Source organism: Zunongwangia endophytica (assembly GCF_030409505.1).
GTDB lineage: Bacteria > Bacteroidota > Bacteroidia > Flavobacteriales > Flavobacteriaceae > Zunongwangia > Zunongwangia endophytica.
In genome coordinates, this window is record NZ_JAUFPZ010000002.1 from 2,231,478 (window position 1) to 2,249,059 (window position 17,582).

11 protein-coding genes are annotated in these 17,582 nt (G+C 35.9%); 8 read left to right on the forward strand and 3 right to left on the reverse strand.

Annotation, left to right across the window (positions count from 1 at the left end):
- Positions 1-311: 311 nt before the first annotated feature.
- From QWY91_RS09710 to QWY91_RS09745, 8 genes are all read left to right on the forward strand, one after another.
- A complete protein-coding gene (locus QWY91_RS09710) occupies positions 312-1,076 on the forward strand; it encodes a 5'-nucleotidase C-terminal domain-containing protein (RefSeq protein WP_290234305.1) in 765 nt (254 codons plus the stop codon).
- Between the two features lie 102 nt (positions 1,077-1,178).
- Positions 1,179-2,090, forward strand: a complete 912-nt coding sequence (locus tag QWY91_RS09715; protein WP_290234307.1) for a bifunctional metallophosphatase/5'-nucleotidase — start codon at positions 1,179-1,181, stop codon at positions 2,088-2,090.
- Between the two features lie 91 nt (positions 2,091-2,181).
- On the forward strand, positions 2,182-2,877 hold the full coding sequence (locus tag QWY91_RS09720; protein WP_290234308.1) for a nitroreductase family protein: 696 nt from the start codon (positions 2,182-2,184) through the stop codon (positions 2,875-2,877).
- Positions 2,878-3,084: 207 nt separating this feature from the next.
- Positions 3,085-3,996: an AraC family transcriptional regulator gene (locus QWY91_RS09725; RefSeq protein ID WP_290234310.1), complete on the forward strand. Its 912-nt coding sequence runs from the start codon at positions 3,085-3,087 to the stop codon at positions 3,994-3,996.
- 314 nt (positions 3,997-4,310) lie between these two features.
- The gene (locus QWY91_RS09730) at positions 4,311-5,366 is read left to right on the forward strand and encodes an efflux RND transporter periplasmic adaptor subunit (RefSeq protein ID WP_290234313.1); all 1,056 of its coding nucleotides are present in this window, start codon (positions 4,311-4,313) and stop codon (positions 5,364-5,366) included.
- 37 nt (positions 5,367-5,403) lie between these two features.
- Positions 5,404-8,538: an efflux RND transporter permease subunit gene (locus QWY91_RS09735; RefSeq protein ID WP_290234315.1), complete on the forward strand. Its 3,135-nt coding sequence runs from the start codon at positions 5,404-5,406 to the stop codon at positions 8,536-8,538.
- 69 nt (positions 8,539-8,607) lie between these two features.
- Complete coding sequence (locus QWY91_RS09740) at positions 8,608-9,888, forward strand: TolC family protein (protein ID WP_290234318.1); 1,281 nt, start codon at positions 8,608-8,610, stop codon at positions 9,886-9,888.
- A gap of 415 nt (positions 9,889-10,303) precedes the next feature.
- Positions 10,304-11,866 carry a carboxylesterase/lipase family protein gene (locus QWY91_RS09745; protein ID WP_290234320.1) on the forward strand — a complete coding sequence of 521 codons (1,563 nt, stop codon included), beginning with the start codon at positions 10,304-10,306 and terminating at the stop codon, positions 11,864-11,866.
- Between the two features lie 148 nt (positions 11,867-12,014).
- Here the strand turns inward: QWY91_RS09745 and QWY91_RS09750 are convergent, their stop codons facing one another.
- From QWY91_RS09750 to QWY91_RS09760, 3 genes are read right to left on the reverse strand one after another with little or no spacing between them, the layout of a single operon-like run.
- On the reverse strand, positions 12,015-14,366 hold the full coding sequence (locus QWY91_RS09750) for a beta-glucosidase (protein WP_290234323.1): 2,352 nt from the start codon (positions 14,364-14,366) through the stop codon (positions 12,015-12,017).
- Between the two features lie 6 nt (positions 14,367-14,372).
- On the reverse strand, positions 14,373-15,263 hold the full coding sequence (locus QWY91_RS09755; protein ID WP_290234326.1) for an alpha/beta hydrolase: 891 nt from the start codon (positions 15,261-15,263) through the stop codon (positions 14,373-14,375).
- A 1-nt stretch (position 15,264) separates the two neighbouring features.
- A complete protein-coding gene (locus QWY91_RS09760; RefSeq protein WP_290234327.1) occupies positions 15,265-17,574 on the reverse strand; it encodes a glycoside hydrolase family 3 protein in 2,310 nt (769 codons plus the stop codon).
- Positions 17,575-17,582: the final 8 nt, after the last annotated feature.

The following is a 17,582-nucleotide window of genomic DNA, read 5'->3' on the forward strand; positions in this document are numbered from 1 at the left end:
ATCAATATTTCAGCATCATTTTTTAAATAGTAATCTATACTAATGATCACTCTTCAGTTAATAAATTTCTATTTTATCAAAAGCTTTATTCAAGCAAATTTCACATGATGCTGGCCGACAAATGTAAATAATTTCATATAGAATTTTACTAGCAGGACATCTTCAATATCGCTGCCTGTTTCTATATTTAACAGGTTTGTTTTTTTTGTTACAATAAATACACATCAGTATTTAACGCGTTCAAATTCTTCCGAAGAAACTCAGCATACTTTCTGAATCTGTTTTACCTTTGCAGCGCAACAAATATAGACATGAGAAAAGACGTTTGGTTATTTTTTTTCGCAGTTAGCATTTTTGCTTTACAATCGTGCAAATTTAACCCCGAAACACCAGAGACTAAAGTTGACGGTCGAGAAATCCCAATTGACAGTACTGTAAGCGCCGATCAGGAAATTGAGAATTTTATCGCTCCCTTTAAAAAACATCTAAATGAAACGCTCGACAATCCTCTAGCTTATAATCCAAGTGTATTAAGCAAAGGTGAAAAAGGGATGAATACCGGTATTGGTAATCTAATGGCCGATATTGTAATAGAACAATCGAATCCTGTTTTTGAAAATCGCACTGGTAATTCTATTGATTTTATTTTGCTGAATTATGGCGGAATTCGTGCTGAATTAAACAAAGGGGATATTACAACTCGTGATGCCTACAACATGATGCCTTTTGAAAATCAAATTGTAATTGCTGAATTATCTGGAAAAAAGGTAAAAGAGTTGCTTTCTTATCTGGAAAATGGAAAATCTGCACATCCTGTGAGTGGCATTAAAATTAAAATGGATAAAGATTATCATATCACTGAAGCCAGCGTAAACGGAAAACCAATTAATGAAGCGCAAAATTATTTTGTGGCTACATCAGATTATTTGCAACAAGGTGGAGATAGCATGAACTTTTTTAAAGACCCGATTAATTTATACAATATTGATTATAAATTGAGAAATGCTATTATTGATTATTTCGAAAAAATCGATACGATTGCAGCAAAACAGGACGATAGATTTATTAAAGAATAGCTGAACCTCTTAGCGATAGAAAAAAAGCCAAGCGGTTTCTAAAGATTGCTTATACAGCCTTTAAAAGATTAAAAAACAAATTCCCAATCTGAATTTATAGGAATGAAAAGAAGAAATTTTATTCAGCAAACATCAGCAGCTTCAGCATTTGTAGGATTAGGTGGTTTATCTTCACTTAGTTTTTTTGAAGCTTCTAAACATATTACGATTTTGCACACTAACGATGTGCATAGTCACATCGAAGCATTTGGCCCAGATCACCATAGAAATCCAAATATGGGCGGAGTGGCTAAAAGAGCTGTTTTAATTGAAAAAATTAGACAGGAAAACCCTAATACTCTTTTGCTGGATGCGGGAGATATTTTTCAGGGAACGCCTTATTTTAATTTCTATGGTGGAGAGTTGGAATTCAAACTTATGAGTAAATTAAAATATGATGCCGCTACTTTAGGGAATCATGATTTTGATAACGGTATCGATGGGTTATTTTCACAACTTCCGAATGCCGGCTTTGATTTCCTTATTTCGAATTATGACTTCAGCAATACCATCATGCACGGGCAGACTAAACCCTATAAAGTGTTTACAAAAAATGATGTGAAAATTGGCGTTTTTGGTGTAGGAATCGAATTGAAAGGTCTCGTTAACGACAAGCTATATAAGGAAACGCAGTATCTTGACCCGATAGAAGTTGCTACAGATATGAGCGCTATTCTGAAGAACGAAGAAAACTGCGATCTGGTAATTTGTCTTTCACATTTAGGATATAAATACGATAGTCAAAAAGTAGACGATCATAAACTAGCCTCTAAAACCGATAATATCGATTTGATTATTGGCGGGCACACTCATACTTTTTTAGATGAACCAATTGTGGTTAAGAATAAAGTTGAAAAAAATGTGATGATTAATCAAGTAGGATGCTACGGACTTTATTTAGGCCGAATTGATTTCTATCTGGATGGAAAGAATTCAGCCGCTAGCAACGGAAAAAGCATGAAGGTTCAACCTTAAAATACCAAGGGCGCGTAAATCTAAAATTGTTTATCTTGTAAGCAAATGATCTTTATCACGCCTAAGCCATTACTTTAAAAAAAATAGCATAATGAGTTTATTAGAAGATTTACATTGGCGATATGCCACTAAGAAAATGAATGGCAAAAAAGTGCCTCAAGATAAATTGGATTATATATTAGAAGCCGCGCGTTTGGCTCCTTCTTCTTCAGGTTTACAGCCGTATAAAATCATTGTGATTTCAGACCAGGATTTATTAGATAAAATAAAAGGTATTTCTTGGAATCAGAGTCAGGTTAGCGATTGCTCTCATCTTTTAGTTTTCGCTGCATGGGATCATTATACTGATGAGCGTGTTTCTAAAGTATTCAACTACACCATGGACGAGCGTGGTTTACCACATGAAACAATGGACGATTATAAAGCAAATATTCTTGGACTTTATGAGCCATTAGGTAAAGTATGGCAAGCCGAGCATGCTTCAAAGCAAAGTTATATTTCTTTCGCTATGGCAATTGCTGCAGCTGCTGAACAAAAAGTTGATGCAACACCAGTAGAAGGTTTTGTTCCTGAAAAACTAGATCAGCTATTAAAATTAGAAGGTAGTGGTTATAAAAGCACACTGCTTTTACCTTTAGGTTACCGCGAAGAAGAAAACGACTGGTTGGTAAATATGAAAAAAGTTCGTACACCTAAAGAAGACTTTATTACAGAAATGACGATCGATGATGCTGCCGAATTTAACGACGCACCAATGGATAAAACGATTGGAGATTTAAAGAAATAATTTCTCGATTTAGAGAAGATTTCAAAAGCATTGAAAAAGCCTTATCGATATGATAAGGCTTTTTTTATAAAATTATTTCTTCAAATTCTCATCTTTAAAATACACATTTTACAATTACTGCTTACTGAAGTATTTTTTATTGATTTCAACCTAATTTATTCAATTAAAAAAAGTCAATTATATTTGACAAAATTATTTCTTTTTTAAATGAACGATTGGAAACCATATGCAATTAAGGAATATGATCAGCAAGAGCTTCATCTATTAAGAGGTAATAGAAATTTCCTAGAGGGTTTTAGCATTTTTGAAGAAAGCCATTTAAAAGGAGAGGCTTCCGGCTTTACGTTTCCCTTCCGTACCAATCATCACCTCATCATATTGCTTTTAAAGGGTAAAGTTAAATTAGAGCTTAATTTAAATACGCATATTCTAGAGCCTAACGATCTAATTTCGGTTTCGGGCCATATGGTCACACAATCCATAGATTTTTTAGAAGATTCGAAAGCAATCATCCTCACGTTTACAAAAAATTTCGCACTCAAAAACACGCTTCAAAGCAGGACGCTAGAATCCTTTAAGCTACTTTCTTCGACTAACAGTAAAAAGGTTTCTTTAAATGCTGATGAATTAGAAATTTTCATTTCTATAGCGACCTATCTTCGTCTTAAAACAAAAAATATTGATGAAGATCATATCGAGCATAAGATCATTCATGCCTTCAATTTAATTTTTTATGAGTTAAGGGCTTTATATGAAAAGCAACATCCTTTATTGCCTATTGAAATTTCTAGAAAAGAAGAACTTTCAGCAAACTTTATTAACTCATTAAAGTTACACATTAAAGAAGAACGCAGTGTACTGTTTTATGCTGATAAATTAAATGTTACTCCCGGACATCTTACTAAAATGCTTAAAAGTATTTCAGGGAAAACAGCTCGCCAATTAATTGATGAAGCAGTGATCCTTGAAGCCAAAATTTTATTAGAAAACAGAAGTCTAAGTATCGCTCAAATAACCGAAGCTCTCAATTTTAGTGATCAATCTTTTTTTGGTAAATATTTTAAAAAAGCTACAGGACATTCCCCCTCCGCCTATCGTAATAACCTCGCCCAAGGCTAATTCCACTATAGCGCTTTTTAGACCATTTTTAAAAACACCTATAACGTGTAATTTTTAAGTTACACCATATACGCGCCCTTATATTACTTAGCGTAAGAACAATCTTCTCTATATAAATATTGATAAAAATTGACTAAACTCAATCTTTTTACGAACATAAAATGATGGTTTTAGACCAATTTTGGCTGTATTCTAACCTTACCACAGCTTTAAATATACCGCACCTTTGCACGTCGAAATGAGCACCTTACTGAATTTTAACAATTAAGGCACTCATCATAGAAATCAATATTTATAATAATTAGAACTTAACAATGAAGCTTATTTTTTTTCTAAGAAAGAACAGTGCATATCCTTTAGTAGTGACTATGCTTTTAATGATTTCAACATTAACTAGCTGTAACGACTCCGCTCAAAAAAAACAAGAGGCCACCGCTTATCGTGTTTCAGTTCAAAAAGTGACCGGCAGCAAAGGCTCAGAACAGTTTAATTACAGTGGTAATCTAGAAGCCGACAATACTGTTAGCTTGTCGTTTAGTGTTAATGGTCGGGTTCAGGCTATATATGCAGAAGAAGGTCAGCATGTTAACAAAGGCCAGCTTTTAGCATCTTTAGAACAAACGCGTTACCAAAGCGCTTTTGCTGTTGCTGAAGCCAACTATACCAGAGCTGAAGATCAACTTAAACGTAGTCAGGATCTATTTGATTTAAAAAGCTTACCAGAACGTGATCTAGTTGTCACTAAAGCAAATAAAGCTCAGGCGAAAGCTAATATGAATTTGGCTGCCAAAGATCTTGAAGACACTAAACTAGTAGCTCCTTTTACAGGGATAATTACTAAAAAAGTAACAGAATCTGGCGCTATGCAATCTCCCGGTTCTCCGGCTTTCATACTCACAAAAACCAATGTTATGTACGCTACCGCTTCTATTTCAGAAAGTGATATTGCTCACGTATCTATTGGAGATTCTGTAGAAGTTGAGATCCCTGCTTTAAACGAAAAGCGTACAAGTCAAGTAAGTATTTTGGTTCCTCAGGCAGATAACTACTCCCGAACTTTTGAAGTGAAGGTGAAATTAGACAATAATGATGGTGCGATTCTACCGGGTATGCTAAGTAAACTTCATATTAATACAGGAATTTCTCAAGACAGAATCAGCATACCAACTACGAGTATTTTAAAAGATACCGATAATATCGCCTATGTTTTTCTTGCACAACCTAATAAAACAGCAATTAAAAAACGTATCACGATAGAACGTGCTACAGGAATGAATCAGGTAATTATTTCGAGTGGACTACAAGAAGGAGATCTTCTAATTACAGAAGGAAACTCTAAACTGGTTGATGGAAGTCCTATTCAGTATTAATAGATCAAATTTTAAAAAATTCTAAGAGGATTTTAATATGACAAAGAAAAGAAAAATACACTATTTGGAATCGGTGATGAAACACAACCAGGTAGTGAAAGTAGTAATAGTTCTATTACTTATACTTGGTTTGTATTCACTTTTTAATATGCCTAGAAGTGAAGATCCGGATATTGTAATGCCTACCGCGATGATTTATGCATTCTATCCTGGAGCAGATGAGTATCAAGTAGAACAGGAAGTAACCGATAAGATTGAAGAATACCTTTTTTCTTTTGAAGAGATAAGAAAGGCTAAAACGAAATCTGAAACCCGAGAAGGACAATCTTTTATTACGGTAGAGATTTATTCTTCAGTAAAAAACAGAAAACAATTTTGGCATACGCTACAATTAGACATGCAGTCTAATTTGCTGCCCAACCTACCTAAAGGTGTTGTTGGACCTTTTGTAAATAGCAATTTTAGTGATGTTACCGCCATGATTCTCTCTGTTTCTTCTTCAGAACGTACTTATGCTGAAATTGAAGAATATGTAGATAAGTTAGATGACGGACTTAAAGTAATCCCTACAGTTTCTAAAATTAACAGAAGTGGAGAGCAACAGCGTCAAATTTACATCAGTGTAAACGATGAAAAATTACGCCAGTATGGCTTTGATATGAGCTTGTTAATTAACAAACTTCAGCAAGCTAACGTCACTCAATATTCTGGGGAATTAAATATGGGATCAAACACCTTGATACCTGTTTACAGTTCTGGTAGATTTCAGTCTGAAAAAGAAATCGCCAATCAAATTATCTACACCACTCCAGAAGGAATTGTTGTTCGCTTAGAAGATGTAGCAACGATAGAACGCCGTTTTGAAGAAAGAGAATCTTATGTGCGTGTAGGTGAAGAACAAGCAATGGTTTTGTCTATCAATATGCAGCCCGGCAATAATATTGTTGCTTTTGGAGAGACCGTTCAAGAAAAAATAGATAAGATTAGAGCTGAATTTCCTTCAGATATTCATATTAAAACCATCGTTAACCAACCTGAAATTGTAGACGATAGTATTGGTCATTTTATGATCGAATTTGGGATGGCTATTGCTTCAGTAATTATTGTCGTGATGCTTTTACTTCCCTTTCGAGTGGCTGCTGTTGCTTCAATTACTGCCCCTATTTCTATTATTATCACCTTTGGATTAATGAATATGGTTGGCTTGTATTTACATCAGGTAACTTTAGCCGGTTTAATTATTGTTCTCGGGATGGTGGTAGATGATGCCATTGTGGTCGTAGATAATTACATTGAAAAACTAGATGAAGGAATCACGCCCTGGACGGCAGCGTGGACATCTGCAAAGCAACTTTCGCTCCCTATTTTTACAGCGACTATTGCAATTATTTTTGCCTTTGCTCCACTAGCTATTTTTATGGATGGTGTTGCTCAAGATTTTATGTCTTCTTTACCCGTAGCTATTGGCTTGGCCTTATGTACTTCTTTAGTGGTTGCTTTAGTGTTTACGCCTTATACCTGCTATGTATTTATCAAAAAAGGACTTAAACACAAAATGAGCGAACGTAAAGTGCGCAAAAAGAGTTTGCTAGATTATTTACAGCTGTTTTTTGATAAATGTATTGAAACGGCTTTCCGCTGGCCAAAAGTTACCTTGTTAGTTGGTTTTCTATCAGTCATCAGTGCCTTTGGAGTTGCAGGAAACTTAAAAGAGAAATTCTTTCCTAAAAGTGAACGTAATCAATTCAATTTAGAAGTTCGTTTACCGGTTGGAGCAAGTCTAGAACGTACCGAAGAAACGGTTATTGATCTAGAAAATATCTTAAGAAAAGAAGAACGAATTACTGATGTCACAAGTTTTATAGGAATGAGTTCTCCTCGTTTTCATACTGCTTATGCTCCCGAAACGCCACGTAGAAATTACGCGCAGATTTTCATTACCACAACGAGCAATGATGATGCAGATGATCTGGCTAAAGAATATCTCGAGAAGTTTAAAAACTATTTACCAGATGGGCATATTCAGGTTAAACAATTGAGTTTACAAGAAGGTGCACCAATTGCGGTAAGAGTTTTTGGAGAAAACGATAATGATCTTAACAAAGTGGCGCTTCAGGTTAAAGATATTCTTGAAAATGCTGAAGGTCCTAATTATGTAAGATTAGATTCAGAAAACGATTATTTAGGACTCAAATTAGATATAGATGAAGATCGTGCTGCCCGATTAGGAATAAGTAATGCGGCAATTACTCAGGCTTTAGGTGCTGGTTTAAAAGGTTACGCATTATCTACAATGTGGGAAGCCGATAAACCGGTAGATATTTTTGTGCGCTATGATTCTATAAACCGTAAAGATTTTGATGCATTGTCTAACATTCACATCAGTTCTGCATACGGTAAAAAAGTTCCGCTTAAAGATGTGGCGAGTTTAGATATGTCTTGGCATACCGGAATGGTTGCCCACCGTAATGGTCTTAAAGCATTATCTGTTCTTTCTGAAGCTCAAATGGGAATTACTCCATCTAGTATTCTTAGAGCTGTTCAACCTAAAATAGATGAGATTGAATTGCCTAGAGGAGTACATATTGAATACGGAGGGGATGCAGAATCTACCCGTGACAATCAACCTAATATGATGACTTCTTTGGGAGTGAGCTTGATTCTTATTTTTCTAACGCTACTCTTTCAATTTAAAAACTTAGGAAAAAGTTTAATTGTACTGAGTACGTTTCCATTGAGTTTACTAGGAGCTTTTACCGGATTGTTTGTCACCGGAAATCCTTTAGGAATGACCGCTTTTATGGGAATTATAAGTCTCATTGGTATTGTGGTGCGTAACGGAATTATTCTGGTCGATTATACAGATGAGTTGATTTTAGATCACGGCTATTCTATTAAAGCCGCTGCAATGGCAGCTTCTAAACGTAGAATGCGCCCTATCTTCTTAACTTCTGGAGCTGCCGCCGTTGGGGTAATCCCAATGATAGTAAGCCAATCGCCAATGTGGGCCCCATTAGGAAGTGTACTAGCTTTTGGATTATTATTTTCTATGGTGCTTACGCTCTTTGTAGTGCCGGTATTATATAGTCTTTGTATAAAGCCTAAACAAGATGTGGATAGAAATCAAACTGATGTTAACGATCCTATTCTTTACAAACCCAAGCATTCTTAAATAAATCAAGATGAGCAGTATGGATTTAAATTGAAATACTGCTCTATTCTTTAATTGAAAATAAAACACATGACTATTTATAAAATCATAACACGCCTATTTTGTGTTAGTGTTTTTCTGTTGAGTCTGAACAGCACAGCACAGAATATAAAAATAGAGCTCGATGCTGCCAAAAAAATGGCACTATCTAATAACCGAGAGATTAAACAAGCTAATGAAGAATTAAAAGGAGCTTTTGAAGCTTTATCTTCAGCAAAGGCAGCGAATAAACCCAGTTTAGAAGCAAGTGTTGTAGGCTTATATTTAGGCGAGCCAATGCAAACTATGTTGCCTGAAACTAGTGTTAATGGGAGTTTGGTGTTGAGTGAAGTTCTTTATGCAGGCGGAAAAATCCGTAACAGAAAAAAGCTAGCACAATCTTCTGTACAATTGCAAACCTCACAACAAGAGTTAACGCAGCAAGAGATTCTATTAGAAACCGAAACTCAATATTGGAATTTAGTAAGCATTTACGAAAAAGTGAATTTGGCTAAAAAATCGCTCAAACTATTGGATACACTTCATACCGATCTTACCAATAAATACAACGCAGGATTTATTAATAAAAATGATGTATTACGTGTAAAGGTGAGACTTAATAATGCCCAAATAACCTTGCAGGAAGCTAAAGATGGTCTAATTGTTTCTAAATATTCTTTTGCGCAACTCATTGGTTTAAATACAATGGATTTTATTTTGGAAGATGAATTTAACGAGTTAGAAATCATTCCAAAGAATATTGAAGATCCTAGTGAATTTGTAAATCAACGTCCTGAAATTAATATGTTAGAAGAATCGGTACAAATTCAAAACATTCAAACCGATTTATTAAAAGCAGATCGTAAGCCTTCCCTATCTGTTGCTGTAAATGGAATTTATTCCGCAGGGAAACAAATAGATTTTTCTGACGGTTCTGATAGTTTCACCTCAGCCATTGGACTTGTAAATTTAAGCATTCCCATTTTTGATTGGGGTGGCCGAAAACATAAAGTAGCTGAGCAACAGGCTGAAGTTAAAGTTCAAAAACTTAAACTTGAAAACACCAAAGAAGAATTAGGTATCGAAATCAAGAATGCTAGTTTAAGCTTAAATCGTTCTATTTTAGAAGTAAAACTTTCTGAAGAATCTTTAGAACAAGCTCAAGAAAACTTAAGGTTACTCAAAAATCAATTTGATTCGGGTATAATTACCGGAAAAGATGTGTTGGAAGGACAAGTGCTATGGCAAAAAGCCTATGCTAATCTAATTGAAACAAAAGCTACCTTAAAAATTAACGAAGCAAAGTATAAAAAAGCTATTGCAGACTACTAATTGCTCAAACAATCTCTTGCGGAAACCCTGTAATAAATTAGGAGGAAACAGATTTTGATTTCTATTAGTATAAGAGTCTTTTTATCTCGATTATTGAATAAACATTTTATAAAAAAGCCCTTAAAAACAACGATTCTCGTTTTTAAGGGCTTTTTAGTTTAGATATAAAATACTGAAATTCAATATTTAAATATTAATAAAGTCCAGCTTGTCTTAATCAAATACTATTCTTTATTAGAAGAAATGTAAATAAAACATTTAAATTAGTACAACGATTTCGTTCAAACTAAAGAACTGGAATATAAATGATCTTCAATTGAATAAATTAAAGAGTAATTCATGCAGTAGTCTTAAACAGCGAAATAAAAGCGTATCTAAAAATAAGTCAAAAAAAATCAATTAAATTATAACCAAAATGAATTATTTTCTCAGCATAGTTTTCTGCATCTTATGCTTTACTACAAAGGTCTATTCTCAAGACACTGCAATGTCTCAGGTATCGGTAGAGCAAGGAATCTTAAAAGGCAAAATTGAAAAAGATTTGGCGGTTTTTAAAGGTGTTCCTTTTGCAGCGCCACCTTTGGGAGATTTAAGGTGGAAAGCTCCACAACCTGCTGCACATTGGGAGGGAGTTAAAAACGTAACAGAATTCGCTCCGTCTCCGTATCAACCTGGTAATCCGCCAGCAGGAAAAAGCGAAGACTGTCTGTACCTAAACGTTTGGACCCCTGCTAAAAATAAACAAGAAAAATTACCGGTAATGGTTTGGATTTACGGCGGTGGATTCAGTTTTGGATCAACAGCAGAACCAGTTTGTACTGGTGAAAATCTTGCTCAAAAAGATGTGGTGGTCGTTAGCATTGCTTATCGTGTAGGCCAACTGGGCTTTATGGCACACCCTGAATTAAGTGCTGAAAACCCAAATGGAGTTTCTGGTAATTACGGATTGCTCGATCAAATTGCAGGACTACAATGGGTACAAAAAAATATTGAAGCATTTGGTGGTGATCCCGATCAGGTGACTATTTTTGGTGAATCTGCTGGAGGTATTTCAGTAAGCATGCTATGTGCATCTCCATTGGCTAAAGGCTTATTTCACGGAGCTATATCGCAGAGTGGCGGTTCCTTTGGCCCAACCCGACCGGTTACGTATCCTGGAGAAAATATGAAAACTCTTGAACAAGCAGAAAATGCAGGGAAAAGTTACGCAGAATCTGCCGGAGCAAATTCAGTGGAGAAAATGCGAAATATGGACGTAGATAAGTTGCCTATGGGAATGGGAATGGGTGGAGCCTGGCCTATCATTGATGGTTATGTTATACCTAAGAATCAATATACACTCTACGAGCAAGGTAAATATAATGATATCCCGGTATTAATCGGTTACAATTCTGACGAAGGATTGAGTTTTACCAGAGAGCGCAGTCCGGAGGAATTTAAGACAAATGCTGAAAAACGCTATGGTAAATATGCAGACACACTATTGGCTGCTTACCCATTAGGAACAAATAAAATAACCAGAAGCGCAAGAAATTTAAACCGAGATGCAGCCTTTGGCTGGCAAACATGGACCTGGGCAAATCTTCAATCTAAAACAGGTGAGTCTCCTGTCTATTTGTATTATTTTGATCAACATCAGGATTTCCAAGAAGATTCCCCCCAGTATGATCATGGTTCTCCACATGGTCAAGATATTGTGTATGTTTTTGAAACTTTAGACAAACAACGACCTGAGATCACATCAGAAGATATTGACCTTGCTGAGACAATGAGCACTTATTGGACTAACTTTGCGAAATACGGAAACCCTAATGGAGATTCAGTTCCAAAGTGGCCGATATTTGGCTCAACCGATTCTGAAGTTATGTACTTAACTTCAAATCCACACACGGGACCTGTACCAGATAAAGAAGCATTACTTGTTTTGGATGACTACTTCAAATGGAGACTATCTCCTGAAGGAAAAATTACTGAATAAAATAACTTGGCACGTACTAAAGACAGCAATAGAAACAGCTTCTTAATTCAAATCAGGCCACACAAATCTATTCAGATTAATAAATCTTATAAAAACAAAAAGCCCTATCAAATGATAAGGCTTTTTTGTAATGACTTTATTTAAAGAATTAATTCTTCAACGTTTCCATTTCTGTATCAAGATCGAAAGCGTTGTTTACTTTCTCTACAGTAATGTCTTTAGCTAAAGTGAACTCTTTATTCAATTTAATGTCTAAAGAAGAAGCTCCAACTTTTAAGTTGTAGGTTCCTTTTTCAGCGATCCAAGCACTTTTAGCATCTACGAAAGAAGCTAAATCTTTTGCTTTAATCGTAAACTTCAACTTCTGAGATTTTCCTGGTTTTAAAAGTTTAGTTTTTCCGAAAGCACGTAATTCTTCAGCAGGTTTATCTACCATTTTTGCTGGAGCAGAAACGTAAACCTCTACTACTTCTTTACCCGCTACTTTTCCGGTATTTTTTACTTTTACAGAAACTTCAAGCTCATCTTCAAAATTAGTTTCGCTTAATTTTAAGTCTGAATATTCAAAAGAAGTATATGATTCTCCAAATCCAAACTCGTAAGATGGTTTCACATTAAATGTATTGAAGTAACGGTATCCTACGTAGATTCCTTCTTCGTAAAATACTTCTTTAGGATTGTTTGCAGGAACTCCCGGGAAGTTAGCCGCAGAAGGTTCGTTGTTATAATCCATTGGGAAGGTCATTGTTAATTTTCCTGAAGGGTTTTTAGCTCCAGAGAATACATCTGCAACAGAGTTTCCTCCTTCTTGACCGGCTTGCCAAGCTAGTAAAACAGCATCTACTTTATCTTTCCAGCTCGCAGTTTCAATCACACCACCAATGTTTAAAATAACGATCACTTTTTTTCCTTCGGCGTGAAAAGCATCACTTACCGTATTGATCATTTTAATTTCATCTTGACCTAAATAGAAATCATTATCTATTTTTCTATCGTGTTGTTCACCAGCGTTTCTACCAATAGTAATTACAGCAACTTCAGAAGATGCAGCTTTTTCAGCTACCATATCTTTTGCTAAAGGCATTTCAGGAAGACGTTGTACAGAGGCTAATATACCACCTTCTTCTTGACGACGCTTCATTTCTTTTGCTGTCGCTTCTTTTACATAAGGAACGTAAGCATTTTGAAGATCTTCATCAATGGTGTAACCTGTATTAGCTAAGCCTTCGATTAAAGAAACGGTATACGCTTCATTTACATCTCCACTACCAGTACCACCAGCAATAAAATCATAAGAGGTATCTCCAAAAACAGCAACAGTACCTTTTTTATTAGTAAAAGGTAATGCGTTTTCGTCGTTTTTCAATAATACCATACCTTCTGTTGCAGCATTACGAGTCACCTCGGCGTGCGCTTTTAAGTCTGGTTTATCACTGTATTTGTATTTAGCTACCGTAGGTGTTTTTAAAATATAATTTAAGATATTACGTAAGTTTCTATCAATAGCTGCTTCGTCTACCTTACCTTCTTTAATCGCTTTAACTAAAGCTTCTTTTTGGTTTTTAGTACCCGGCATTAATAAATCGTTACCAGCTTCCATCTGAGCAACAACATCACTAACGCTTCCTTCTGCTGTGATCGAACCAAAACCTGGATAACCACCAAACCAGTCTGTCATTACTAATCCTTTGTAACCCCACTCATCTCTTAAAACTTTGGTTAGTAAATCTTCATTAGCTGAAGCATACACCCCGTTAATTTTATTATAAGCAGTCATAATCGTCCACGGATTCGATTCTTTTACCGTAATCTCAAAACCACGTAAATAAATTTCGCGCATTGCACGTTCTGAAATATGTGCATTAACCGATAAACGATTAGTTTCTTGATTATTAGCAGCAAAGTGCTTAATTGACGTACCTACATCGTGAGATTGAATTCCTTTTACGTAAGCTGAAGCAATTTTACCAGCTACTAAAGGATCTTCAGAATAATATTCAAAATTTCTTCCGTTTAACGGATTTCTATGAATATTTAAAGCTGGAGCTAACAAAACATCTACTCCGTATTCTTTTACTTCTTCACCCATCGCTTTACCCACTTCTTCGATCAACTCGGTATTCCAAGAAGAAGCTAAGGCAGTTCCTACAGGAAATGCAGTCGCATAATAGGTATTTGGATTATTTTCTCGCTTTGGCTGAATTCTTAATCCCGCAGGACCATCAGCAAAAACAGTTTTAGGAATCCCCAAACGGTTTACTTCTTCGTTTCCTCCGGCTTGACCTAAAACGCGTACGTTTGGCTCTCCTTCTAAAGGAACTAAACCTGCATAACCAGGCATCCCGGGACCTACTAACAATTCTGCTTTCTCTTCTGGCGTCATTGCATTGATGACTTCATCTACAGAAGCTTTTCCTAATTGTGGTGCTTTTTGTGCATTCGCAAATTGAAAAGTTCCTAAAGCTATAAAAGCTAAAACTTTTAAATTTTTCATTTTCATATTCTATTATTTATTGAGGTATTTATATTGAGTTAACCAGTCTTCAAATCTCTTGTACCAAGAGTCTACCGGTAAATTTTGAGTTTTCATTCCAAAGCCGTGACCACCTTTTGCATACATATGTAGTTCTACCTGATATTCGGCTTGAAGCCATTTGTTATATAATGCTATGCTTTTTGGAGCCAATTTTAATTGATCGTCACTTGCTGCGGCGATAAATAAAGGAAGCTCATTTTGTGGAATTTCAGCATTCATTAAATCATCTGTTGGTCCTCCGTAAAGTGAAGCTGCAAAATTTGGTAAATTTTCAGCTTCATGATTATTAAGTACACTTTCTAAAATAACTGTTGCTCCAGCTGAAAAACCAATAACACCAACTTTATCGGTATTGATCCCAAACTTATCAGCGTTATTTCTTACATATTGGATAGCTGCTTTACAATCGTTACCCGCCATCTTTTGTACACGCTCACTACGCTTGTAATGGGCATCACGATCTTGTAAATTATTGATAAGTTCTTTCGCCGGATTATCGGTTTTAGAATGAATCAATCTGTATTTTAAGACAAAAGCAGTCACTCCTTTTGATGCTAATTCTTTAGCTACTTCAATCCCTTCTCGGTTAATAGATAAGGTTTGAAACCCCCCACCCGGAGCAATAATTATGGAGGTTCCATTAGGGTTTTCAGGTTTAAAAACCAATAAAGAAGGATCGGTAACATTGTACACCACTTCAGTCTCAAAAATTTTAGAATACTGTTGTGCTTCTTTCCAGTTCCAATCTTCAGATCCCGGTGCTTTTCCTTCGTAAAGTTTTACTACCTGGTCTTGGGCTGTCATTTGAAAAACAGCTAACAGTAGTACAACTGAAGTGATTATTTTTGAGAATTTTTTCATTTTATTTTTTAAATTTTAAAGTTCTTTCATCTTTAATTACACCATCCCAGTCTAAACCATAACCGAAATCGTATGTATTTCCTTCTGAATCTTTATACGGAATCATATCGAAAGGAACATCTTCTTTTTGTGCCTCTACCGTTTCCATATTGGCCGGCATTTGCAAAGGCAATAATCCTGAGGGTTCCTCTTTACCTGAAACAATATCCATCACCGCTTGCGTTGAAATTCCAAAGCTGAGTACAATCCCATCTACCTTACTTTCAAACTCACTAAAGATCATCGGTTTGTTCGCCGTTACAGAAACAATTACCGGTTTATCTCCCATCAACATTTTAGTATCTTCAATAGTTCTTAAATCCATAATGTTAGAAGAAGTTGAGGTTTTTCCTTTGTAAGAGCGATCTTTAATTTCAGGATCTATTACCGGATCTCCAGCTGCAATACTATGTTCTCTTGCGGTAGTTGCGGTATAGGTTTCATACTGAAGTGAAATAGGTACATACCCATTACCTCCTTCTTTACGATCTACTTCGCTATACCCCGCTTCTTTAGTTTGTGGATTTTTCACAAAAACCAAGGCGAAATCTCCCTCTTTTGGATTATCGGTTACGTTATAATAATTCTTTATTAATTCTATATCTACCGGATAATCTAGTTTTGCGGGTGTTGGATTCCCCCACCAGTCGGTAGTTACCGGCGTATAAATTTTAGGAATATAAACGCTTTGCTTTTCTTTAACCGGCAATACCTGATTCTTATTTTTCAGCATTACTACAGATTTTACCTGAGCATCATATCCTGCCTGCATAAACTCTGAATTACCTACAATAGCTTTGGTTTCTTCAACATCTAAATAAGGATTTTCGAATAAACCGGTTCTAAAGATATTTTTGAGTAAACGAACTGCAGAGCGCTCAAAGCGTTTACGCATGTAATCTTCTCCAAATTCTTCAACTCCCATTTGGTAAGCTTCTAAAACAGGACCTTTTTGGTTGTTTCCACCAAACTGATCTACTCCTGCTTTTAAAACTTTATAGTGACGCTCGGCAACAGAAAGCTCTTCGGTTCCCCAAGGTTTTCCTGCAAAAGTAGCTGGTGTTGCTCCTTCATCTGAAGTAATTAACCAATCGGTACAAACCACGCCGTCGTAACCATATTGATCACGAAGCAATTCAGTAATCATATATTTACTGAATCCGTTACCCACATTTTCATTATAGATATCGTCACGACCAAAACTAATAGTGTAATACGGCATTACAGCTGCAGCTTTTTCTGTACCTCCATCTAATTTAAAAGCACCTTCAGTAAAAGGTTTTAAGTGATCTTTGAAGTTATCTCCAGGATAAACCGCAAATTTTCCCATTGCCCAGTGTGCATCTCGCCCACCTTCTTCAGGACCACCACCCGGCCAGTGTTTTACCATCGCATTTACACTTTGGTAACCCCAACCATTGTTGATTTCTGAATCTTTATCTGAAGTTTGAAAACCTTCGATATAGGCTTTTCCCATTGCTTTTACAAGCTCTGGAGATTCACTAAACACATAAGCAATACGATACCAACGTGGTTCTGTACCTAAATCTACTTGAGGAGAAAGTGCCGTGGTAATTCCTAAAGCACGGTATTCTTGTGCCGCTATTTCGCCAAATTGTTTTACCAATTCAGGATCGAAAGTAGCGCCCATTGCCAAACCATCAGGCCATAAAGAAATAGTTCCACCAGCACCCGCATTAAATTCTGAAGTTACGGTAGCAGTGTTTCTTGGATCTGAACTATTATTTGCCGGAATCCCTAAGCCTAAACCTTCTACGTAAGCTTGTACATTGTTATTCCATTTTGCAGCAACTTCAGGGGATTTTACTGCTGTTAAAAGAACGTGACGTAATTCATCGTCTTTTAAAAACTGCTTTTGCTGGTCTGAAATTGCTGAAGCTTTCGCTCCACTTTTAGAAAAAGGCTTTCCATCGTAAGTCCCTGCTCCAAAACCAACTTCACCTGAAGGAATAGACTGATGCTGACTATATAACATTAATCCTGCAATTTGCTCAACCGTCATTTTTGAAGCCAAATCTTTAGCACGCTCTTCTACCGGAAGGCGCCAATCTTCGTAAGCATCCAGCTTTCCGTTTTGGTTCAAATCTTTAAAAGACTCTTTACCGTCTTTTATAATTTTCACACCAAAATCTTTATGATACTTCAAAACAGTACCCGATTTACTCGTTACTGTTTTGATATCATTTTGTTGTGAAAATCCCATTTGAATCCCTAGAGCTAAGCTTAGTACTAAACACGTTTTTGTTTTCATAGCTTGTA